Origin of the sequence: Vibrio harveyi, from assembly GCF_030060435.1 — a bacterium.
GTDB lineage: Bacteria > Pseudomonadota > Gammaproteobacteria > Enterobacterales > Vibrionaceae > Vibrio > Vibrio harveyi.
On sequence record NZ_CP125875.1, the window covers coordinates 2,710,104 to 2,733,147 of the forward strand.

At 44.7% G+C, this 23,044-nt stretch carries 22 protein-coding genes and 1 tRNA gene; 14 read left to right on the top strand and 9 right to left on the bottom strand.

From position 1 onward, the window contains the following. Positions 1 to 12: 12 nt before the first annotated feature. Positions 13 to 1,233: a multifunctional CCA addition/repair protein gene (locus QMY49_RS12785; protein WP_283311858.1), complete on the top strand. Its 1,221-nt coding sequence runs from the start codon at positions 13 to 15 to the stop codon at positions 1,231 to 1,233. Between the two features lie 78 nt (positions 1,234 to 1,311). Here the strand turns inward: QMY49_RS12785 and QMY49_RS12790 are convergent, their stop codons facing one another. From QMY49_RS12790 to folB, 3 genes are read right to left on the bottom strand one after another with little or no spacing between them, the layout of a single operon-like run. Further along, a complete protein-coding gene (locus QMY49_RS12790; RefSeq protein ID WP_009697588.1) occupies positions 1,312 to 2,115 on the bottom strand; it encodes an undecaprenyl-diphosphate phosphatase in 804 nt (267 codons plus the stop codon). A gap of 15 nt (positions 2,116 to 2,130) precedes the next feature. Continuing rightward, positions 2,131 to 2,613, bottom strand: coding sequence for a 2-amino-4-hydroxy-6-hydroxymethyldihydropteridine diphosphokinase (gene folK / locus QMY49_RS12795; RefSeq protein WP_005450416.1), 483 nt, complete (start codon positions 2,611 to 2,613; stop codon positions 2,131 to 2,133). Beyond that, the gene (gene folB / locus QMY49_RS12800; protein ID WP_005436044.1) at positions 2,610 to 2,969 is read right to left on the bottom strand and encodes a bifunctional dihydroneopterin aldolase/7,8-dihydroneopterin epimerase; all 360 of its coding nucleotides are present in this window, start codon (positions 2,967 to 2,969) and stop codon (positions 2,610 to 2,612) included. Before folB ends, folK begins: the two co-directional genes overlap by 4 nt. Before the next feature lie 265 nt (positions 2,970 to 3,234). Between folB and plsY the strand changes: the two genes are divergently transcribed. Next, a complete protein-coding gene (gene plsY / locus QMY49_RS12805; RefSeq protein ID WP_005450419.1) occupies positions 3,235 to 3,846 on the top strand; it encodes a glycerol-3-phosphate 1-O-acyltransferase PlsY in 612 nt (203 codons plus the stop codon). A 39-nt stretch (positions 3,847 to 3,885) separates the two neighbouring features. Here the strand turns inward: plsY and QMY49_RS12810 are convergent, their stop codons facing one another. Beyond that, the gene (locus tag QMY49_RS12810) at positions 3,886 to 4,704 is read right to left on the bottom strand and encodes an alpha/beta fold hydrolase (RefSeq protein WP_005450420.1); all 819 of its coding nucleotides are present in this window, start codon (positions 4,702 to 4,704) and stop codon (positions 3,886 to 3,888) included. A 187-nt stretch (positions 4,705 to 4,891) separates the two neighbouring features. After that, complete coding sequence (gene tsaD, locus QMY49_RS12815; RefSeq protein ID WP_005450422.1) at positions 4,892 to 5,908, bottom strand: tRNA (adenosine(37)-N6)-threonylcarbamoyltransferase complex transferase subunit TsaD; 1,017 nt, start codon at positions 5,906 to 5,908, stop codon at positions 4,892 to 4,894. 230 nt (positions 5,909 to 6,138) lie between these two features. Between tsaD and rpsU the strand changes: the two genes are divergently transcribed. The 5 genes from rpsU (at position 6,139) to QMY49_RS12840 (ending at position 10,918) form a co-directional block, all read left to right on the top strand. Then, positions 6,139 to 6,354, top strand: a complete 216-nt coding sequence (gene rpsU, locus QMY49_RS12820) for a 30S ribosomal protein S21 (RefSeq protein WP_001145625.1) — start codon at positions 6,139 to 6,141, stop codon at positions 6,352 to 6,354. A 28-nt stretch (positions 6,355 to 6,382) separates the two neighbouring features. Further along, on the top strand, positions 6,383 to 6,826 hold the full coding sequence (locus QMY49_RS12825) for a GatB/YqeY domain-containing protein (RefSeq protein ID WP_005450424.1): 444 nt from the start codon (positions 6,383 to 6,385) through the stop codon (positions 6,824 to 6,826). 148 nt (positions 6,827 to 6,974) lie between these two features. After that, positions 6,975 to 8,735, top strand: coding sequence for a DNA primase (gene dnaG / locus QMY49_RS12830; protein WP_053049216.1), 1,761 nt, complete (start codon positions 6,975 to 6,977; stop codon positions 8,733 to 8,735). Between the two features lie 99 nt (positions 8,736 to 8,834). Beyond that, on the top strand, positions 8,835 to 10,697 hold the full coding sequence (rpoD, locus tag QMY49_RS12835; RefSeq protein ID WP_009697585.1) for an RNA polymerase sigma factor RpoD: 1,863 nt from the start codon (positions 8,835 to 8,837) through the stop codon (positions 10,695 to 10,697). Positions 10,698 to 10,842: 145 nt separating this feature from the next. Next, positions 10,843 to 10,918 (top strand) — tRNA-Ile (locus QMY49_RS12840). A 117-nt stretch (positions 10,919 to 11,035) separates the two neighbouring features. Here QMY49_RS12840 and QMY49_RS12845 read toward each other — a convergent pair. Beyond that, entirely contained in the window at positions 11,036 to 11,308 is a 273-nt protein-coding gene (locus tag QMY49_RS12845) for a hypothetical protein (RefSeq protein ID WP_009698831.1), read from the bottom strand. 292 nt (positions 11,309 to 11,600) lie between these two features. On the opposite strand from QMY49_RS12845, the gene QMY49_RS12850 reads away from it, so the two are divergent. Further along, complete coding sequence (locus QMY49_RS12850) at positions 11,601 to 12,650, top strand: DUF4382 domain-containing protein (protein WP_283311876.1); 1,050 nt, start codon at positions 11,601 to 11,603, stop codon at positions 12,648 to 12,650. 46 nt (positions 12,651 to 12,696) lie between these two features. Here the strand turns inward: QMY49_RS12850 and QMY49_RS12855 are convergent, their stop codons facing one another. After that, positions 12,697 to 13,416 (bottom strand): SIMPL domain-containing protein, encoded by a 720-nt coding sequence (locus QMY49_RS12855; protein WP_005450432.1) that lies wholly within the window; start codon positions 13,414 to 13,416, stop codon positions 12,697 to 12,699. 163 nt (positions 13,417 to 13,579) lie between these two features. Between QMY49_RS12855 and QMY49_RS12860 the strand changes: the two genes are divergently transcribed. The 6 genes from QMY49_RS12860 to QMY49_RS12885 all read left to right on the top strand — a co-directional run bounded on the left by QMY49_RS12860 (position 13,580) and on the right by QMY49_RS12885 (position 20,945). Further along, positions 13,580 to 13,873 (top strand): hypothetical protein, encoded by a 294-nt coding sequence (locus tag QMY49_RS12860; RefSeq protein ID WP_283311879.1) that lies wholly within the window; start codon positions 13,580 to 13,582, stop codon positions 13,871 to 13,873. 143 nt (positions 13,874 to 14,016) lie between these two features. After that, positions 14,017 to 15,765: a bifunctional lysophospholipid acyltransferase family protein/GNAT family N-acetyltransferase gene (locus QMY49_RS12865; RefSeq protein ID WP_283311882.1), complete on the top strand. Its 1,749-nt coding sequence runs from the start codon at positions 14,017 to 14,019 to the stop codon at positions 15,763 to 15,765. 600 nt (positions 15,766 to 16,365) lie between these two features. Then, positions 16,366 to 18,318 carry a PTS mannitol transporter subunit IICBA gene (locus QMY49_RS12870; RefSeq protein ID WP_009698834.1) on the top strand — a complete coding sequence of 651 codons (1,953 nt, stop codon included), beginning with the start codon at positions 16,366 to 16,368 and terminating at the stop codon, positions 18,316 to 18,318. A 114-nt stretch (positions 18,319 to 18,432) separates the two neighbouring features. Further along, positions 18,433 to 19,581, top strand: a complete 1,149-nt coding sequence (locus tag QMY49_RS12875) for a mannitol-1-phosphate 5-dehydrogenase (protein WP_005450436.1) — start codon at positions 18,433 to 18,435, stop codon at positions 19,579 to 19,581. Positions 19,582 to 19,667: 86 nt separating this feature from the next. After that, entirely contained in the window at positions 19,668 to 20,198 is a 531-nt protein-coding gene (locus tag QMY49_RS12880; protein WP_005450437.1) for an MltR family transcriptional regulator, read from the top strand. A gap of 102 nt (positions 20,199 to 20,300) precedes the next feature. Next, a complete protein-coding gene (locus QMY49_RS12885; RefSeq protein ID WP_283311887.1) occupies positions 20,301 to 20,945 on the top strand; it encodes an HAD family hydrolase in 645 nt (214 codons plus the stop codon). Here QMY49_RS12885 and QMY49_RS12890 read toward each other — a convergent pair. Both QMY49_RS12890 and QMY49_RS12895 read right to left on the bottom strand, forming a co-directional pair. Next, the gene (locus tag QMY49_RS12890; RefSeq protein ID WP_017817259.1) at positions 20,899 to 22,293 is read right to left on the bottom strand and encodes a heavy metal sensor histidine kinase; all 1,395 of its coding nucleotides are present in this window, start codon (positions 22,291 to 22,293) and stop codon (positions 20,899 to 20,901) included. The genes QMY49_RS12885 and QMY49_RS12890 overlap by 47 nt on opposite strands. Then, positions 22,286 to 22,975: a heavy metal response regulator transcription factor gene (locus tag QMY49_RS12895; RefSeq protein ID WP_009698838.1), complete on the bottom strand. Its 690-nt coding sequence runs from the start codon at positions 22,973 to 22,975 to the stop codon at positions 22,286 to 22,288. Before QMY49_RS12895 ends, QMY49_RS12890 begins: the two co-directional genes overlap by 8 nt. Between the last annotated feature and the right edge of the window lie 69 nt (positions 22,976 to 23,044).

Genomic DNA, 23,044 nt, shown 5'->3' on the forward strand with positions numbered 1-23,044 from the left:
AAGAGGTAATCCGTGCAAGTTTATTTAGTTGGTGGAGCAGTTCGAGATCATTTGCTTGGAATAGACAGCTACGACAAAGACTGGGTTGTAGTTGGAGCAACGCCGGAAATCATGCTTAGCCAAGGCTATACTGCCGTCGGAAAAGATTTTCCTGTGTTCTTACACCCTAAAAGCAAAGAAGAACATGCCCTTGCACGAACCGAAAGAAAATCTGGCGCAGGCTACACTGGCTTTGATTGCTTTTTCGATCAAAGTGTCACATTAGAAGACGATCTGATCCGTCGTGACCTCACTATCAATGCGATGGCAATGGATAATGACGGCAAGTTGTACGACCCCCATGGTGGCCAGCAAGACCTGCAAGCTAAAGTGCTGCGCCATGTTTCGAATGCCTTTATCGAAGATCCACTGCGTGTTTTGCGTGTCGCACGCTTTGCTGCAAAGTTAGCCCACTTAGGCTTTCGTGTCGCAGAAGAAACCATGCTGCTGATGCGCAATATGGCAGAATCAGGAGAACTGAGCACGCTGACACCAGAACGCGTTTGGCAAGAATGGCACAAATCATTGTCCACTGCTCGACCTGACGTATTCTTATCAGTGCTTAGAGATTGCGGTGCATTAGCGGTTGTCTTGCCTGAAATTGATGCATTGTTTGGGGTCCCTCAACCAGAGAAGTGGCACCCGGAGATTGATACTGGTATCCACACCTTAATGGTGGCTGAGCAAGCAGCAAAACTCAGTGATTCACTGCCAGTTCGATTTGCTGCACAAGTGCATGATTTGGGTAAAGGCATCACGCCTGAAAAGGAATGGCCGAGCCATAAGATGCATTGCCATACCGGTTTGAAGCTAATCAAAAAACTGTGCGATCGTGTACGCGTACCTAATGAGTTCCGCGACTTAGCATTAATGGTGTGCGAACAGCACTCCAATATTCATCGAGCGGCTGAGCTTAAACCTCAAACCGTCATCAAAATTCTCAATAAGTTTGATGTTTGGCGTAAATCCGAACGCTTGCAAGATATCTTAATTTGCTGCCAAGCCGATCACGCAGGTCGTAAAGGATTAGAACTGCAACCCTACCCGCAAGCAGAATTGTTTATGCAAGCCTATAAAGCGGCGGCATCAGTCGATGTGCAAGCCATTATTAAAGACGGTTTTCAAGGACCCGCTATTCGTGATGAACAAGAGAAGCGCCGTGTAGAAGCGGTTAGAATTGCATTAGGCAAATAAGTCCGGCAAAGCAGGTAGACAGACAAAAACGCCCGCAATTAAAAGCGGGCGTTTTTATTTCAGTTTTAGCTGCTCAACTTAAGCCGTTAGCAAGAAGGCGAATAAACCGAAACCTAGAATCAGACGGTAAATCACAAATGGCGTCATACCCATACGTGAAATCATCTTCAAGAAGAAGTGGATACAAATGTACGCACTGATAAAGGATGTCACAATACCAGTTAGCAGGAAGCCAACGTGTACAGGCTCGCCACTTGTTACCAGTTTCAAGCCTAGGTAACCACCAGCCAAGGTGATGATTGGAATCGACATCAGAAACGAGAAACGCGCCGCAGCTTCACGAGTAAAGCCAAGGTACAAAGCCGCAGTAATCGTGGCACCAGAACGAGAAGTACCAGGGATCATAGCAAGCGCCTGAGCGATACCAATAAATAGCGCTTTCTTCCAACCCGTTTGGTATTCATCGGCAACCAGTTTTGCATTCTTGTCTACCCACCAAAGTAGCAGACCAAAAATGATGGTCGTCGTTGCAATTACATAGGCACTGCGCAAATAGATCTCAATGATATCTTTCATCAACAAACCAAATACACATGCAGGAATCGTAGCCAGCACGATCATCCATGCTAATTTGGCTTCTTTACTGCGATCACCCTTAAAGATAGAAGCAAATAGCGCTTGGAATAGCGTGATGACCTCTTGTCGGAAGTAAATCACAACGGCCATTAACGTACCAACGTGAACAGCAACATCAAATGCCAGACCTTGGTCTTCCCAACCAAGAATGGCAGAAGGCAGGATCAAATGGGCAGAGCTGGAAATTGGCAAAAACTCTGTCAGACCCTGAATCAGAGCCAAAATAAAGGCTTCAAAGTAACTCATGTAAACAACTCAAAATTAAAGTGAAAAAGAAACTGGTTTGAGTGAATCGACTGGCTGCATCGCCTGCCAAATATCTGCGATTGTTCTTCCATCGCCGGGGATCACCAATTGAGGTTCGAGATCATACAGGGGCTTTGTTACAAAAGGATATTTGTAGATATCACTGCGAGGTAGCTCAGGTTTTTGTGGCGAAATGCATTCACCGAACAAGACTATATCGAGATCTAAGGTTCGATCCTGATACTTTTGCGCGTTTTCTTCGCGCCCCCACTGAAATTCAATCTCGCGTAAGTGGTGACTCAACTCTTCGAGTGATAGCTTCGTGGAGAAACTAATCACGAAGTTGTAGAAGTTTTGACTACTAAAGCCGATTGGCTCGCATTCATATATCGGAGAAACACACAGATCGCAGCCTAGCTTTTGCAACTCTTGATAAGCTACTCGCGCGTGCTGCTCTCTTTCTATATTGGTGCCTACTCCGATATACGTTTTGATCATGCCTGACCTCGCTCAATCACAACACCAACTGCGCGTGCTTGAGGAACCGCACCAGGCTTCGCTAAACGAATTTTCACCCAAGGTACAGAGAAACGTTGCATGATAAGTTCTGCAACTTCTTCTGCGACACGCTCAACCAACAAGAAACGACCATTTTCGATGTGATTCAACACCGCTTCACTCACTTGTGAGTAATCCAACGCATCTTGAACATCATCACTCTTACCCGCAGGTTTGTTGTCGTGTGCCATTTCGATATCCAGAACCAGCTTTTGCTTGATTTGCTGTTCCCAATCGTAAACGCCGATGGTGGTGATTACTTCTAACTGTTCAATAAAAACTTTATCCAGAGCCATCTTATGTCCTTCTTTTACAGAGGTCGGATACCCGATTTGGGCAAATTGATCGTACTATTCTATACCCAAGCAACCTACTATGACCTTTCACTCTGTAAATTGGCTGAAAAAGTCGCTTGGGTATAAACTGCGAAGACTCTTTATATACAAGAAATCCCATAATGCAAGCTCTATCGCAGAGAGTATTTTTGCTCAAAGCCGAGTCGCGGTATGATAGCAATTACTCAGGAACTGAGCATTAAATTCCAATCCATCAAGGACTTCTATGGACGCACTGGCACTAATAATGACAATGGCAGCCTATTTGCTGGGTTCTATCTCCAGCGCAGTGCTAATTTGTCGTTTATTAAGACTGCCGGATCCGCGTAAAGTGGGCTCTAACAATCCTGGAGCCACCAATGTCCTGCGTATCGGAGGCAAAGGTGCAGCGGCGGCAGTGTTGCTGTTCGACATGCTCAAAGGAACAATTCCGGTTTGGAGCGGCTACTTTCTTGGTATCGACCCAATCATCCTTGGCGTTATTGCCATTGCAGCGTGCCTTGGTCACATGTACCCAATATTCTTCCACTTTAAGGGGGGGAAAGGTGTCGCAACAGCACTTGGTGCAATAGCCCCTATTGGATTGGATCTGACTGGGCTGGTCATGCTGACTTGGTTATCGGTCGCTTTGTTGTTTCGCTACTCTTCTCTAGCTGCGCTTGTTACGGTACTCGTTACGCCCTTCTATGCTTGGATGTTCAAACCGCAGTACACCTTACCTGTCGCGATGCTTTGTTGTTTGATCGTGTTTAAACATCATCAGAATATTCGCCGCTTATTGTCAGGGGAAGAACCCAAGATTGGTGAAAAGAAATTGGTAGAAAAAAACTCGGCGTAATGCCGAGTTTTTTGTTTATTCAATCGTTACTTGAAAAAATTACGACGCATGCACTTTATTCAAGAAATCCAACAACATCTGGTTGACGATTTCTGGCTGTTCCAATGAACTGATATGACCCGCTTCAGGGATCTCAACCAACTCACTGCCAGTGATGCAATCGTTCATTAAGTAAGATTCAAATACTGGACGAGGCTTATCCTCGCGACCAACCGCAATCAAGGTTGGCAATGCAAACATCTCTGCATCTTCGATAACGTCACGACGCCCAAACACCATACGTCCAATACGAGCTACTTCGACCGCGCGCTCACCTTGCAATGCTTCAAGACTTTGCTTGAATGATGCCACAAGTTCAGGATTGGCTTGCTCTGCGTTGTTGGCAAAGAACAGCGGTGTGACAGCCTCAACGATCGGTGCTGGTACGGCTTGAACTTGGCTTATCGCATCCAGCATCGCAAAGTATTTCTTATGTGTAACTTCAGGTTCCAAACCGATGAATGTATCCATAAGAACCAGAGATTTAACACGTTGAGGAGCTTGTGACGTCAGCTCTGCTCCCCACATCCCACCAACCGATAAACCAACAATAGAGAATTGTTCGATCTCCAAATGATCCATGAGTGCCAGCATATGTTGAGCGTAATCGACTAAAGATCGTGTCGAAGCAGGCGCGGCGTCCGACTCACCATGCGCCCATAGATCAGGCACGATACAACGATATGATTGGCTCAACACTTCAATCTGTGGAGCCCACATTTGGTTATCCCACAAGTAGCTGTGACCAAACAGCAATACAGGACCTTCGCCCTTATCTAGGTAAGCAAGCTGCTGACCTTCAATTTCAAACTTATTCATTGTTATATCCATTTATTATTCTTCGGCACAATCCTATCACTGAAACGAAACAAAACTGCTCGCATCAGTTAGGCTCTTACAATCAATTACACAAGGTCTTTCAATTAGCTAGCTAAAAATAAAGGCCTCTGATGAGCAGAGACCTTTATCGTGTTGAATATATTTCAAACCTTCAGTAGAAGTTTGATTACGCGATTGGCGTAAGCTGGTCGATAGGCCAACGCGGACGCGCTTCTACCGACATATCTGCCACTTCACCGTTTTTCAGGCGTTGCATACCTGCGTATGCGATCATCGCGCCATTGTCCGTACAGAACTCAGTGCGTGGGTAGTAAACTTCACCACCAACTTTCTTCGCCAGTTTTTCAAGTTCAGCACGCAGACGACGGTTAGCACTTACACCGCCAGCAATAACAATGCGCTTCATACCCGTTTGCTCAAGTGCGCGCTTACATTTAATTGCCAGCGTAGCACATACCGCTTCTTCGAATGCGTAAGCGATATCAGCGCGAGTTTGTTCATCATCACCGTTTGCAGCAATCGTGTTTGCCGTGAAAGTTTTTAAACCTGAGAAGCTCATGTCCAAACCTGGCACATTCGTCATTGGACGTGGGAATTTAAAGCGACCCGGAGTACCTTTTTCAGCCAACTTAGATAACAGTGGACCACCAGGGTAATCCAAGCCCATTAGCTTCGCAGTCTTATCGAATGCTTCACCCGCCGCATCATCAATAGATTCGCCTAGGATTTTGTACTCGCCGATGCCTTTAACTTCAACCATCATTGAGTGACCACCCGATACCAATACCGCCACAAATGGGAACGGTGGTGGGTTATCTTCTAGCATAGGCGCCAGTAGGTGACCTTCCATATGGTGAACAGGCACCGCAGGCACACCCCAAGCATAAGCAATACTGCGACCGATAGTGGCACCGACAAGCAATGCACCTACCAAACCCGGACCTGCCGTGTATGCAACACCGTCGATGTCTTTGGAAGTCAGATTCGCTTCTTTCAGAGCCTCTTTAATAAGAGGAATGGTTTTCTTAACATGGTCACGTGAAGCCAACTCAGGCACCACGCCGCCGTAATCTGCGTGAAGTTTTACTTGGCTGTAAAGCTTGTGTGATAAAAGACCTTTCTCATCGTCATAAATCGCGATGCCAGTCTCGTCACAAGAGGTTTCAATACCAATAATGCGCATGGTTTTCTCAGTGTGCTTTCTATATAGAGGAAATTTGGGCGTCATATTACCCTGCCTTGGTGCTTCAAACAAATTTTGTACAGACAATAGGCGATAAAACGCTTTACAAAGCTGTGTTGATCGGATTAAAATTCCGCACCATTTTTGATCAAGCTGGTAACTGACCAAACAATTGTGATTTGGTTCATTAAATTCCAGCGTTAACGAATAACCCCTGAGGTGAAAGGCATATGCCAGTAGTTAAAGTACGTGAAAACGAACCGTTCGACGTTGCTCTACGTCGTTTCAAGCGCTCTTGCGAAAAAGCAGGTATCCTTTCTGAAGTGCGTCGTCGTGAGCACTACGAAAAACCAACTACAGTTCGCAAACGCGCTAAAGCAGCAGCTCAAAAGCGTCACGCTAAGAAGCTAGCTCGCGAAAACGCTCGTCGCGTTCGCCTGTACTAATAACTGAGCTCCGGAAAGGAATTTAGTTATGGCTCTGATTGATAAACTCAAAGAAGAGCAAAAATTAGCGATGAAAGCCAAGGACAAATTGCGCCTTGGTACTATTCGTTTAGCTCTATCTGCAATTAAGCAACGTGAAGTTGACGAACAGATTACTCTGGGCGACGACGACATTCTTGCTGTGTTGACCAAGATGGTTAAACAACGTCGCGACTCTGTAACGCAATTTGAAGCAGCAGGTCGTCAAGATCTTGCTGATGCGGAACAAGCTGAAATTACCGTTCTTGAGGACTTTATGCCTCAACCACTGACAGACGAAGAAGTTGCAGCTCTTATTGAGAGCGCAGTTGCTGAATCTGGCGCAGCTGGCATGCAAGACATGGGCAAAGTAATGGGCGTTCTGAAACCGCAAATTCAAGGGCGTGCAGATATGGGTAAAGTAAGCGGTTTAGTTCGCGCTAAATTGGCTTAATACCCCACCCAATTGCAGCAAGCCGTGCTATCCTTTGGAACGCACGGCTTGTTTGTATCTGGCAGAATGGAATAACAAAAAGCCGCACACATGCTTTTCTCTGTAACCCATTCACACCAATCATGATTTTCTTTTTTTGTTAGGTTTTATGGCTGGACACATCCCTCGCAGTTTTATTGATGACCTCCTAGCTCGACTCGATATTGTCGATATCATCGACGCGCGCGTGAAACTTAAGAAAAAAGGCAAAAACTACGGCGCTTGCTGCCCTTTCCATAACGAAAAGACACCGTCATTCAGCGTTAGCCAAGAAAAGCAGTTTTATCACTGTTTTGGTTGTGGCGTGCATGGCAATGCCATCGACTTCATTATGGAGTTCGAACGCCTAGACTTTGTCGAAGCCATTGAAGAACTGGCATCTTATCTTGGATTAGATGTACCACGCGAACAACGCAGTGGTGGTGGCGGTCAATTTAGCTCAGGACCACAAGCCAGCAGCAGCGAAAAGCGTAGTCTCTACGATATCATGGGCAGCATTGCTCAGTTCTATCGTAACCAACTCAAGCAGCCAACAAGTAAAGTGGCGATTGAGTACCTAAAAGACCGCGGTTTGTCGGGTGAAATCGTACAGAAGTTTGGCATCGGCTATGTGGCGGATGAATGGGACTTAGTCCGTAAAAACTTTGGTCAGAACAAAGACAATCAAGACATGCTTGTGACTGGCGGCATGTTGATCGAGAACGACAAAGGTAACCGCTATGACCGCTTCCGTGGTCGTATCATGTTCCCCATTCGTGATCGCCGTGGTCGAGTGATTGGATTTGGCGGTCGCGTACTTGGCGACGGCACACCAAAATATCTGAACTCACCAGAAACGCCTATCTTCCATAAAGGTAAAGAGCTTTATGGTCTTTACGAAGTGCTACAAGCATATCGTGAACCACCACGAATTTTGGTGGTTGAAGGTTATATGGATGTTGTCGCGTTGGCGCAATATGGCGTAGATTACTCTGTCGCCTCTTTGGGCACGTCAACCACTGGTGACCACATTCAAATGCTGTTTAGGCAAACGAATACCGTCGTATGTTGTTACGATGGTGACCGAGCAGGTAAAGAAGCCGCATGGCGCGCGCTAGAAAATGCACTTCAGTACCTTAAAACGGGTAATACATTGAAGTTCCTGTTCTTACCTGACGGTGAAGACCCTGACAGCTACGTTCGAAAATATGGCAAGCAAGCCTTCGAACAGCAAATAGAACAAGCCACACCGCTTTCGAGTTATCTCTTTGATAACCTGATTGAATTACACCAAATCAACTTGGGTAATAATGAAGGTAAATCAGCACTGCGAGCCTATGCGAGTGCATTGATTGACAAGATTCCTGATCCCTATTTTCAGGAGTTACTCGAAAAGCTGCTTGATGAACGCACGGGTTTTGATAACCGCTTACGTCAACCACGTAAAAAGACGGGTGAAAGTCGACCTCAGCCGCACAAAGAGATCAAACGAACTCCGATGCGCGAGGTAATCGCTCTACTTATTCAGAATCCGAGCTATGCTCAAATGGTACCGGATCTTTCCTCAGTGAGAGATTTATCCATACCAGGCCTAAGTTTATTTGTTGATGTACTTGATAAATGTCAGGCGCATCCCCATATCAACACTGGCCAATTATTAGAGCATTGGCGAAACAGCCAAAATGAGACCCTTCTGTCTCGTCTCGCGAGCTGGGATATTCCCCTCGATGAAGACAACCAAGAAGAAATATTTTTAGACTCACTGGATAAAATTATTGCCCAGTGCGTAGAAAAACAAATTGAAAACCTGCAGGCCAAAGCAAGAAGTGTCGGTTTATCAGCCGAAGAGAAAAGGGAGCTGCTAGCTTTGATGCTAGATTTAAAAGCGTAACCCTGTTTAATTAGTCAGCAACAATTTAATTTGTTATAGTAAGTGGTTTGCATTTCGCATACTGATTCCTTCACCAGATTACGAAGTTGGATACCGTCTATGGATCAAAATCCGCAGTCACAGCTAAAGTTACTTGTTATTAAAGGCAAGGAACAAGGCTATCTGACCTACGCCGAAGTAAACGACCACCTACCTGCTGAAATCGTAGATTCAGAACAGGTAGAAGACATCATTCAGATGATCAACGACATGGGTATCAAGGTAGTAGAAACTGCTCCTGATGCTGATGATCTTGCACTGAACGATGACACAAACATCACCGATGAAGATGCAGCTGAAGCTGCAGCAGCAGCACTTTCTAGCGTAGAAAGTGAAATTGGTCGTACAACAGACCCAGTGCGCATGTACATGCGTGAAATGGGTACTGTAGAGCTGCTGACTCGCGAAGGCGAAATCGACATCGCAAAACGTATTGAAGAAGGTATTAACCAAGTTCAATCGTCTGTTGCTGAATACCCTGGCACTATCCCATACATTCTTGAGCAGTTTGACAAAGTTCAAGCAGAAGAACTTCGTCTAACTGACCTAATCTCTGGATTTGTTGACCCTGATGCAGACGACACAGCTGCACCAACAGCGACGCACATCGGTTCTGAACTAACTGAATCTCAGCTAGAAGAAGAAGACGAAGAAGACGTTGATGAAGACGAAGAAAGTGATGACGATTCAGATGACACTGAAGAAGATGTAGGTATCGACCCAGAGCTTGCGCTTGAGAAATTCAACCAGCTACGCAGCACATACCAAAACCTTCAGCTTGCAATCAACGAGCACGGTTACGAAAGCCCGAAAGCAACAGTAGCTAACGAGTTGATGCTAGACGTATTTAAAGAATTCCGTCTAACACCAAAACAGTTCGACCACTTAGTGAATGAACTGCGCACAGCAATGGATCGCGTTCGTACTCAAGAACGTCTGATCATGAAGTCTGCAGTTGAGTACGGCAAAATGCCGAAGAAATCGTTCATCGCGCTGTTCACAGGTAACGAATCAAGCGAAGCATGGTTAGATGAAATCCTATCATCTGACAAGCCATACGCTGAGAAGATCAAACGTAACGAAGAAGAAATCCGTCGTTCAATCGCTAAACTAAAAATGATTGAAGAAGAGACTTCTCTGAACGTTCAAAACATTAAAGACATCAGCCGTCGTATGTCTATCGGTGAAGCGAAAGCTCGCCGTGCGAAGAAAGAGATGGTTGAGGCGAACTTACGTCTAGTAATTTCTATCGCTAAAAAGTACACCAACCGTGGTCTACAGTTCTTGGACCTAATCCAAGAAGGTAACATCGGTCTGATGAAAGCGGTAGATAAGTTCGAATACCGTCGTGGTTACAAGTTCTCGACTTACGCAACGTGGTGGATCCGTCAGGCAATCACTCGTTCAATCGCGGATCAAGCACGTACGATTCGTATTCCGGTACACATGATCGAAACGATCAACAAGCTAAACCGTATCTCTCGTCAAATGCTACAAGAGATGGGTCGTGAGCCGTTACCGGAAGAACTGGCAGAACGTATGCAAATGCCAGAAGACAAGATTCGTAAAGTACTGAAGATCGCTAAAGAGCCAATCTCTATGGAGACACCAATCGGTGACGACGAAGATTCGCATCTAGGTGATTTCATCGAAGATACTACGCTAGAGCTACCACTAGATTCTGCTACGGCAACGAGCCTGAAAATGGCAACGAAAGACGTACTTGCAGGTCTAACACCACGTGAAGCAAAAGTACTTCGTATGCGCTTTGGTATCGACATGAACACTGACCATACTCTAGAAGAAGTAGGTAAGCAGTTCGACGTTACTCGTGAACGTATCCGTCAGATCGAAGCGAAAGCACTACGTAAACTACGTCACCCAAGCCGCTCAGAAACACTGCGCAGCTTCCTAGACGAGTAATCGAAGCGATTAAAATCAAAAAAGGTGACCAATGGGTCGCCTTTTTTATTATCTGTGAAGCTAAGTGAATAAAAACTAAGCGCAATTGCCCCACCTAGTGGCTAGACACCTCGCAACGCTTCCCCTATAATCGTTGACCTATTAAGGCCCCTTAGCTCAGTGGTTAGAGCAGTCGACTCATAATCGATTGGTCCCCAGTTCAAGTCTGGGAGGGGCCACCATATTCAGAAGGCTCGTAGAGAAATCTACGAGCCTTTGTTGTATCTGGAAGATAGAGATTCCATCCAATATCCTCATCGCAACCCAAGCCAAGCACTTACGTTTAGGTTTATTTCCAGCTAAGGGCGCTCTAACTCAAGCTTGCTGACCTGATACTCTTCTGTTGCTGAAACTAAGCCGGGACGGTTAATCACTTTCCATAAGAAATAAGGCGGGATCAGGAATGCGATAAAGTAGAACGATTCATGGAAAAAAATATGGGCAATATTCTCTTGATGTTCGCACAGCGCTACAAGAGCGCAGAAGTCCAGTAAGATACTCAATACTCCGAATACCACAGAGACAACAATAGTTAAACCTAACAACTCTCTGAGGTAATGTTTAAAGGCCATTCTAGTAATTCCTTCTAGCTAATAAGTGCGGTCAAAATTACGCCTCTAACTCCTTCTGTGAATTGACTTTTATCAACTTCATTGTCAAACAAATAAGAACTTAGTTTTATAAAAAAACACTTGCATAAGAACGGAAATAGCTACTCATCATTCCAGTTGAATTACTAATATCGAGAAACTCTAACCAACCTCAACTATTGATAATTTACTTATTAAGTGCGTATTCCTGACATGCATTCTCAATTTTTCAACTAAACTTTTTAGTGAATTAATTTCAACGCAGCAGGAAGCTATGAAAAATTACACATACCCTATTCTTGCATTGTCCAGTGGGCTTTTATTAGTCGGTTGTGGCAACGACGACTCATCTTCAACTTCAGATGCTGCTACTTTTTCTCTCAGTATTTCTGATGCACCTGTAGATGATGCCAACAAAGTGGTTTTAGCCTTTAAAGATGTGGTTTTAATTCCCTTTGACCCAGAAACAGAACAAGCAACAGGAGAGCCCATTCTTTTAGATGCCAGCAATAACGGTGAGTTAAATCAAGTTGATTTGATGCAGTATCAAGGTAGTAACGCAGAAACCATCATTAGCGAACAAGATATCCCACCAGGTGATTACGCTATGTGTGTTTACGCTAAAGACGGTCGACAGCTGAATGACACCACCCTTTCTTATGTAGAGAAAACTGATGGCTCTGTGAAAGGTTTAGTTGTACCAAGTCGTGGTAGTTGCTTTGGTTTCAAACCAGATACGAGTGATCAAGGGCGACTTAAGTTCTCAAGTAAAAGCGAATACGTAAAGATCAATGTTGGCTTCAACACCTATGTTGTGGAGTTCGATTTACGTAATGGTTTAGCCGACCCGAATGGTCTTGATTATATGAACATGAACTCGAATGCGGTAAACCTAGTGAATGCTTCCGAAGCGGGTCACATTGGCGGTCAGGTAAGCGAAGTACAATATCAAGCTTGTGAAGCAGATAGCGCCGCCTGGAATGCAATCAACAATGTTCCGCCCGTGCACGCAGTTTACCTTTATACTGGTGTAATGGATCGTACAACAATGGGAGATATGGGAGCACCAGAGCCCTTAAATACTCCTGTCGCGGCAGCAAACATAAATAAGTCTACTGACGAACAAGGCAATACAACTTATGATTACGAGTTTGGTTTTGTTGGTCCGGGAACCTATACCCTTGGCTATACCTGTACGGCATATATTGATGATCCAAACACTCATGAAACTTCGGATGATGGTTTCTTGATCTACCAACATTATACCCCGATTGAAGTCCTAGAAGGTGAACGCACCGAGCAGGACATTGAGCCTATCTTGTAAACCAGACAGATAAAATAAAAAGCCGCTCATTTGAGCGGCTTTCTTTTTAGTCCGATAGGTAATACTGAACAGTTGAAACAACGCGTACCTTCTTGATGTAAGGCGTATTGCTATCTCGGTCATAAATTGAGAACTGACCTTGTGTCGCTCGCTTAATTTTACCGAGCGAGCTCTGTGAGTCTTTAGCAAATTTTTCTGCTACTTCTCGTGCATTCTTCGTCGCTTCCTCAATCATATCGGGCTTAATCTCGTTAAGCTTAGTAAAGCTGTACTCCACACGATTCGAGTAAGGATCTTGGTTTAATAAAACGCCCTGTTTGCCTAGCTCGCCAATTTCATTGATTGCCGCTCTCACCAAATCAATGTTCTGGCTGTAAACCGTCACAGTTCGGTTTGCGAGGTAGCGATATTCGATATCTTGCTCACTACCATATTGCTGAGCTTTACGGTCAATGACAGCTGGTGATGACAGAGAGAAGTTTGATTCATTCAGTCCTTTTGCCACAAGAAAATCGATGACCAGCTTAGTCTGCTGATCAATGTCATCAAACATTGCGGTCATATCATTACTCGCCACAGTAAATTGAATAGGCCAAATTACTGTATCCGCTGGGTACTCTCGCTCAGACAAGCCTTTCACCGTAACCACACGTTCATACGCTTTGTATTTCACCGCTGTCTGCTGGATAAAGAAACCCAACACTCCCAAACCAATAATTAGACACAGCCCTAACCATATTGACGCTTTGTTGGAAACGTTCTCCATTCATCCTCCTGATTTCGTTAAACCAATCAATTTGTTATGCAGATAAGATAGCCTACGAATGGCAACAAAATAGCGACCAAAAGCTAAATTTCTGTCATATCACTCGAAATGATGAAGACAATAACATAAAATCGAACAGTGTTTTATTATTGAGTTTATCATCATGTTGAAAACAAAGTTAATGCTTATTATTAGTGGTGTCTTCATCTCAACTTCTTGTTTTAGTGCCAACAATATGACCTCTGAAGACCCAACGATTGATAAGCAAATCACCGAAGAAAATACGCATGAAGAGCGAACATTGGCTTGCGAAGAAGAGCCTTGTGGAACCAAGGGGGTTGATGGTCGTCTACTATTGGAAAATGAACCAACCAAACAGGTATTAAGCTCTATAGAGTCAATCAGTAAAACGCTTAACACCATGAGCGTCCTGATGTTTGCCGGTGATAAATCATAAACAAACTCCCCTCATAAATCTGGGTGAATAGCCTTTGTTCAATAAAGCTTCACGGCTTTGTCATCAAAGGCTCATGCTTTTGCCTCTGAACTGTCATCTGTAATTTCTACCATCCAATCAGCAACTTGTACGCTGAGGTAAATATGGATAGTTCGACCCCCTTTCGTCTCCCTCGTAAAACGCCATTTGGCATTGGTGAAAATGTTACTGAATGGGCAACGGGTTTAAACCAACTTGATAAGTTCTACGCCCAACGACCTATCAATGCCGACACCAAAACCTTTCTCCGCTTTACCCTGGATATCTTGGGCATCAATTATCGTATCACTCATGGTTCACTCGACTCTGTTCCTAAACAAGGTGCAACCGTCATAGTGGCAAATCACCCTCTAGGGTGTGTGGAAGGTGTGATCTTGGCGGAACTGCTATTGATGGTCAGGGGGGATATTCAAATCTTAGCCAATCAATACCTTAAGACCGTTCCTGAGCTGGATCAGCTCTTCATTGGCGTCGATGTATTTGAAGGTAAAGACGCTGTCAAATCCAACATGAAAGCGCTTAGAGCAGCCAACAAGCATCTGGCTAATGGTGGCTTATTACTCGTCTTTCCTGCCGGTGAAGTATCACAATTAGTCGATGCGAAACCACAACGTTTAGAAGACAAAGAGTGGAGCCGCAGTGTCAGTAGCCTTATCCACAAAAACAAAGCGACCACGGTTCCAGTCTTTATCAGTGGTCAAAATTCCAAACGCTTTTACATGGCGGGGAAAATCCACCCACTTTTGCGCACCCTAATGCTTGGTCGAGAGCTATTGAACAAACACGCACAGACCATCAAGCTTTCGTTTGGGCAAGCCATAAAATTTAAAGAGCTCAACACACTTAACGATGATCAGGTCGTTAACTATTTGCGCCTCAATACTTATTTACTTAATCGTGACACCCAACCAATCAAGCCCTCGTCCTCTTCGGAAATGCTCTCTCCAATTGCGGCAGGGTTACCCATAGGCGAATTGCTTGAAGAACTGAACAACCTACCAGAAGAAGCAAAGCTACTCGAAAGTGGAGAGTTCGATGTCTATTGTGCTGAGGCGAAGAGCATTCCTTCTCTACTGCATGAAATTGGTCGTCTACGTGAATTCAATTTTCGTCAAGTTGGTGAAGGCACTGGATTAGCGATAGATATTGATCACTTCGATCATGACTATCTGCACCTATTTGTGTGGGACAGAGAAAACCAATGCTTGGTCGGCGCTTATCGCTTAGGTTTGGTTGATCAACTGATTGAGAAGCGTGGTGTAGAAGGTCTGTATTCACGTACGCTGTTTAACTATGACCAATGCTTTTTAGATCAGATGGGAAAATCGATCGAGATGGGGCGTTCGGTGATCGCTCAGCAATATCAAAAGAGCATGAGTGCATTATTGCTACTGTGGAAAGGCATTGCGACCTTCGTACATCAAAACCCAGATTACACACACCTATTTGGTCCAGTCAGTATCAGCAATGACTACAGCGACACAGCACGCCAGTTGTTGGCTCAATCAATGACACTGCACCACTATGACAAAGACTGTGCGGAATACGTCACGCCATCTAACCCTCTGCCAGAGAACCATCGTGGTTGGAATACCAGCATGCTTACGGCATTAGGCGATTTACAACTACTGTCTCGAGTGATTGCCAGAATTGACGAAGGGAAAGGTGTGCCAGTGTTGCTACGTCAGTATTTAAGTCTCAACGGCAAGCTGGTTTGCTTCAATGTAGATCCAGCATTCAACAACGCTTTGGATGGATTGATCATGGTTGACTTGCGTAATGTCCAAGAAAAAACATTAGCACGGTACATGGGGGACGAGCAGGCTCACCGTTACTTAGGTCAACACCGCTGAGTATTGAAATATCAATGAAAAGTGCGTTGTCATGGATAGAATGAAGCCCTAGAGCAATGCACTTCTAATCTTTCTATCACTAATGACATATCACTGCGTGAAGTGGCTCGAAAAGACATTCATCAACGCAATTTATCAAAACCTTAGCGATGACATTGGTCACGCTAATTACGTCAAAAACTTTCACAAATTACCAAACCAGATATAGATCACACTTACAAGACCAAGCAACACAACACAAAGTGTGACATTGATCGCTTGCGGTATTTAATTCGGATTTCAAAAGAAATCAAAAGTGATCTAAATCACAAAGTATTTTGGATTTAAATTTGTCAGAAGATCGAATTGATCACTAGTATTTTTATTGACAGATTTGAAAGTGGCTTTTTGTTATTTATTTACAGGTCAATAAGTCGATCCAAGTCACTTAAAAACCGTTTCTCAGCCTAGGAAATGCGGGCGTAGATCACGAAAAACCCGTTGTCAGTTCCAATTGGAAAATGTGTGGTAAATTGATTGAGTACTAAGCAATCAAACAAGCGGTTTTGGCGAACCGTTTACTACAACAATATTCATCAGAACATCGAACGGGGAATTGTTATGATATCACCAGATGCCAAGATCAAGATACAAAATTTTGGTCGTTTTCTGTCAAACATGGTAATGCCAAACATCGGCGCGTTTATCGCGTGGGGCTTTATCACTGCTCTATTCATCCCAACTGGATGGCTACCTAACGAAACGTTAGCCTCTATGGTTGGTCCTATGATTACCTACTTGCTACCACTGCTTATCGGTTATACCGGTGGTAAATTAGTTGGTGGCGATCGCGGTGCGGTAGTCGGCGCAATCACAACAATGGGTGTGATTGTCGGTACAGACATCCCAATGTTTATGGGTGCAATGATGGTCGGTCCGATGGGTGGCTGGGCGATCAAAAAATTCGATAACTACATCGACGGTAAAGTAAAAAGTGGCTTTGAGATGTTGGTTAACAACTTCTCTGCAGGCATCATCGGCATGCTATGTGCGATTCTTGCTTTTATCTTTATCGGTCCATTCGTAAAAATTCTATCTGGTGGCTTAGCAGCTGGCGTTAACTTCCTAGTATCTGCTCACCTGTTACCACTGACTTCAATCTTCGTTGAACCTGCGAAGATCCTGTTCCTAAACAACGCGATCAACCACGGTATCTTCTCTCCACTAGGTATCCAACAAGCGTCTGAGACAGGTCAATCTATCTTCTTCCTAATCGAAGCGAACCCAGGTCCTGGTCTAGGTATCTTGCTGGCTTACATGGTGTTTGGTAAAGGAACGGCTCGTCAAACTGCCGGTGGTGCATCAATCATCCACTTCTTCGGCGGTATCCACGAAATTTACTTCCCATACATTCTAATGAACCCTCGCCTAATCCTAGCTGCCATTGCAGGTGGTATGACTGGCGTATTCGTTCTAACAATGTTTAACGCAGGTATCGTTTCTCCAGCATCACCAGGTTCAATCTTCGCTATCTTGTTGATGACTCAGAAAGGTTCAATCGTAGGTGTACTCGCATCTATCGCAGCAGCAACAGGTGTGTCATTCGCAGTAGCGGCACTACTAATGAAGACGCAAACGTCAACAGAAGAAGACGGTGATGAAGCTGCACTAGAGAAAGCAACATCACAAATGAAAGACATGAAATCTGCATCTAAAAACGATGCGGTGGTAAACAGCCAAAGCAAAGGTGACGTAGACCTAGCGACAGTACAAAGCATCATTGTCGCTTGCGATGCGGGCATGGGTTCAAGCGCAATGGGTGCAAGCATGCTGCGCAAAAAGGTTCAAGACGCCGGTCTGAACATCCATGTAACCAACCTTGCTATTAACAGCTTACCAGAGAGTGCAGATATCGTGATTACTCATAAAGACTTAACGGATCGTGCACGTAAGCATGCTCCGAACGCACACCACATTTCATTGACGAACTTCCTAGACAGCGAAATGTACAACCAGCTAGTCACCAAACTACTAGCAGCACAAAACCAATCCGCAGCCAATGACGACCAAATGGTAAAAGTGTCGGTAATGGCGGCGAACGACGACAGCTTTGAGCCACAGCAACCATCTGTATTCCAAATTCAACGTGAGAACATTCACCTAGGTTTGAAAGCAGCCAACAAAGAAGAAGCCATTCGCTTTGCAGGCAACAAATTGGTTGAACTTGGCTACGCAGAACCAGAATACGTAGACGCGATGTTTGAACGTGAAGCGTTGGTTCCAACTTACCTAGGCGAATCTATCGCAGTACCTCACGGTACCGTAGAAGCGAAAGACCGCGTGAAGAAAACAGGCATTGTAATCTGCCAATACCCTGCGGGTATCCAATTTACTGAAGACGACGATGATGTAGCAAAACTGGTTATCGGCATTGCCGCTAAGAACGATGAGCACATCCAGGTGATTACCACCATTACAAACGCGCTCGATGAGCCGGAGGCAATTGAGAAGCTAACTAGCACCAACGATGTAGAAGAGATTCTGAACATCCTTGGTGGTCAGCAAGCGGCTTAATCACTCCTTTTAATTTGCTCCTGAGCAAACCGAGGTCAGCTGTCACCCCCTATGCGGTTGGCCTCACCCTAGATTCGTTTTAGTCAACATTTCAGACATTGGTAGGTAAGAATTATGAAAAACGCAGTTCATTTTGGCGCAGGTAACATTGGTCGTGGCTTCATCGGAAAACTATTGGCAGATGCAGAAGTCGAGGTCACATTTGCAGACGTTGATGCTCCACTGGTTGATCAACTTAGCCACAAACAAGAATACAAAGTAAAAGTGGTCGGTACGGAATGCCAGATTGACACCGTAACCCACGTCACCGCTGTTAACTCCGCCAGCGAAGATGTCATCGATCGCATTGTAAAAACTGACTTGGTAACAACTGCCGTAGGTCCCAACGTACTGGACATCATTGCAAAAACCATCGCGACCGGCATTGCAAAGCGCTTTGCGGCGGGCAACGAAAAACCGTTGAACATCATCGCGTGCGAAAACATGGTTCGTGGCACGACTCACCTAAAAGGTGAAGTGTACAAACATTTGGATGAATCATTACACGCGAAAGCAGACGAGCTAGTTGGCTTCGTCGACTCCGCAGTGGACCGCATCGTACCACCAGCAGAAGCCGCGAACGATGACCCACTAGAAGTCACGGTAGAGAGTTTTAGTGAATGGATTGTGGATGAACAGCAATTCAAAGGTGAAATCCCTGATATCGCAGGCATGGAAAGAACCAACAATCTAATGGCGTTTGTCGAGCGTAAGCTGTTCACCCTAAATACGGGTCACTGCATTACCGCTTACTTAGGTTGCTTGAAAGGACATCGCACTATTCGCGAAGCAATTGAAGACCCAAGCATTCACGCAGAAGTAAAACAAGCAATGCAAGAAAGCGGAGAAGTACTGATCAAACGCTACGGTTTTGACCGCGACATGCACAACGCTTACATCGAAAAGATCCTAGGTCGCTTTGCCAACCCTTATTTAGTTGATGAAGTTGATCGTGTTGGTCGCCAACCAATTCGTAAATTGGGGGCGAACGATAGATTAGTGAAGCCTTTACTCGGTACAATTGAGTATGGCACTGAAAATAAAACTCTTTTGAAAGGCATTGCTGCTGCGTTGAAGTACACTAACGACACCGACCCACAAGCAGTAGAACTGCAAACCTCATTAAAAGAAGTGGGTGTGAAGAAGACGCTAGCGACATACACAGGTCTTGCAGAAGACAGTGCTGAAGTGGCTCAAATCGAGACACTTTACAACCAACTTTGATTTACCTAGGGGAGCTTGGCTCCCCTTCTATATCCTTATCCACTTAAAGAGATGGGGATACTAATAATTAGAAATGTATTCAGTATATGGCAGATAACATCAACGAAACCGAGATCATTGAGCGATTAAACAGCGCACCTTCGGTACGAGGCTTTTTTATTGCAACCGTCGACGTATTTAACGATTCGATCGATGGGCTAGTGCAAAGAATTTTTCGTAAAGATAACTTCGCTGTCCAATCTGTGGTCGGTCCGCTGCTACAAGACTCAGGACCGCTGGGCGATCTATCTGTTCGTTTGAAGTTATTGTTTGGCTTAGGTGTGCTTCCCGATGATATTTATCACGACATCGAAGACATCATCAAACTCAAAAACCAACTCAATAGTGACGCTTCTGATTACGAGTTCACAGACCCCAATATTCTAGAGCCAATCAAAAAACTGCACTTGGTGAAGAAGATGGGTATGGTACAACTCGAAGTCAGCGAACCAGATGACGATATCGACCTTGAGTTTTATCAGCTTCAACTGCAACGTCAACAACAAATCATTAAGTCAGGGCTCTCGCTTGCTATTGTCGAAATCTGTAATGAACTCGGCAAAGAGAGCCCATTCTAACGCTATTTATACCCAAGTTACCTTCAAAAGGATTCGAGGTTGCTTGGGTATAACAACATAATCAATGTCAGCCGCTCTACACCCTACGTAGGAGCTCTACCAATGTTAAAAGCTGTACTTTTTGATATGGATGGACTGATTTTCGACACCGAGTCTATCTACAAACAGAGTTGGCAGTACGCCGCCACCGAGCAAGGCTTAGCCGTCACTGATGATTTCTATCAACAATTCATCGGCGTCCAAGACCCTGAATGTGAAAGAATACTCGCCGAGCATTTTCAACAAGCCATCGATATGCCGCGCTACAAGGCTGTGCGAGATGAGCATTTCCATCACCTCAGAGACCAAGGTATTGCGCTCAAACCTGGCTTCGATTCGTTGTTACGAGCCATTAAACAACGTGGTTTGCTCACTGCTATTGTGACCTCTTCTCATCTCCCAGAAGTAAAACATAACTTCAATAATACTGAGTACCTTACCCAGTTCGATTTAGTGATTACCGCTGACGATGTAGAACGTGGTAAGCCCAACCCCGACTGCTATCAAATGGCTTGTCACCACCTCGGCATCGATGCAAAAGAAAGCCTTGTATTGGAAGATTCGAACAATGGCATTAAAGCTGCTCTCGCTGCTGAATGCCACGCCGTGATGATTCCAGATTTACTGCCACCACTGCAGGAATTTAAAGATAAAGTGATAATTAAAGCATCTCTTGAGGAAGTGATTCCGCTTCTGGATACGCTTTAGCTGCGGGCAATATTAAACAGAACTGGGTTTGGTGTTCTTCTGAAGTCACGGTGATCTTGCCATCATAAGCGTGAACGATCGACTGTGTGATCGACAACCCTAGCCCAGCTCCAACGCTGCCAGAATGTTGGCGTGACTTGTCGACTCGATAAAAGCGATCAAATAGATACGGTAGATTTTGCTTAGGTATCGTCTCACCGACGTTGTGAACGGTAATGGTGACAAACTCATCACTCTGCTCGACATCAACACGAATCGTTGTTTCATCATAAGCATGGCGAATGGCATTAGAGAGCAAATTCCCTACCGCTCTCTCAAACATATTTCGATCCATGTACAACATCGCTTGCCCCGAAGTGATGATGCTCAAAGCAGAATCTTCCGCCAGTATGTCAAAGTACTCGATTAAGTGAGCAAGCTGTTCATGAACAGCGAAGTGCTCATTGTGTCGATGGATAAGCTTATTCTCCGCTTTTGCGATATACAGCAAATCATTGATGGTCTTGGTAATTCGGTTTAACTCTTCAAGCGTAGAAGCAATCGCTTCTTGGTATTCCTCCGATGTACGGCACGCGCCTAATATCACTTGGTTTTGGGTCGTAATATTGGTCAAAGGCGTTTTGAGCTCATGAGCAATATCAGAAGAAAACTCACTCAAACGATGAAAACCAGTTTGTAACCGATCCAGCATGGCATTGTGCTTAGTAGCAAGTTCACGTAGCTCTACTGGTAAGGTTTCTGGGGCAATGCGGATATCCAACTGTTCTGGTGTGATGTGTTGAATGTGCTTATTTAAGGTCAAAATGGGCTTTAAACCGCGATTAACGATCACCCGGCTAAATAGCGTCGATGCAATAAATGCGAAGCCTAAAGACCAAAATAAGATCCAACCAAGCTTATTTAAGAATAATCGATGATGGTTGATGCTCACGCCAATAACAACAGTGACATCTTTGGTTTTAAAAGCGAACGCTCGAATATCTAACGAGTTTTCACGCCACTCTATCGCATTGTTTTGATTTAAGATCTGTGGAGAGCTCAGCGTCAACGACAAATCCTTAGGGATAGAGAGCGTCGAGTTTTTGTAAGTCAGTGCTTCCTCTTTAAATGCCCACATATAGACAGAGCTATTGTCGATAAGTAGATAAGCCGACTCCGGCGAGACCAGCATCGTCTTTTCTATCGAGTTATATTTGGTCACTGTGTCGTTGTAATCTTGGGTGAAGAAATGACGTTCGATGGTGTAATACAGAATGAATGCTAAAGCGAGATATACCACCAATGTCGTGCCAACAAACATCAAAACGAGCTTGTTTTGCATAGAGAGGTTGGCTGGTAGCTTACGCATCAAGAGCTTCCAACTTGTAGCCCATCCCCCTAACGGTGTGGATCAAAGGTACCTCAAACGGCTTGTCGACCTTTTGGCGCAATCGCTTAACGGCAACATCGATAACATTAGTGTCGCTATCAAAGTTCATATCCCACACCAGTGAAGCAATGGTCGTTCGTGATAGGACTTGTCCCTCTTTTCGCATCAACAGCTCAAGTAGCGCGTATTCTTTGGCAGTTAAAGTGATGGTTTGCCCGTTCCGCGTCGCAACTCGCTTCATCATGTCCAGCTTTAGGTCGGCTATTTGCAGCGTCTGCGAAGAAGTTAAAACTCGCGAGGAAGTATGATGGCGAAACACATTTTGAATTCTCGCCAGAAGCTCGGCAAAGGCATAAGGTTTGACGACGTAATCATTGGCTCCTAATTCAAAACCACGAACACGATCCTCAATTTGTTCTTTAGCCGTAAGCATAATGACCGGGGTATGGATATCACTGCTACGCAGGGTGTTAAGGACTTGCCAACCGTCGAGCTTTGGTAACATGATATCGAGAAGAATAAGATCATAAGACTCACTTGTTGCATGATACAGCCCGTCTACACCATCGCGCACCCAGTCAACAACATAACCCGATTCTACCAGCCCTTTTTGCAAGTATTCTCCGGCTTTCAATTCATCTTCTACAATCAGTAATTTCAACTTCTATCCTCAACCTCAGCCATCAAAAAAAGAGTACAACGCAACAACATCATACTCTTTTCACGCTTC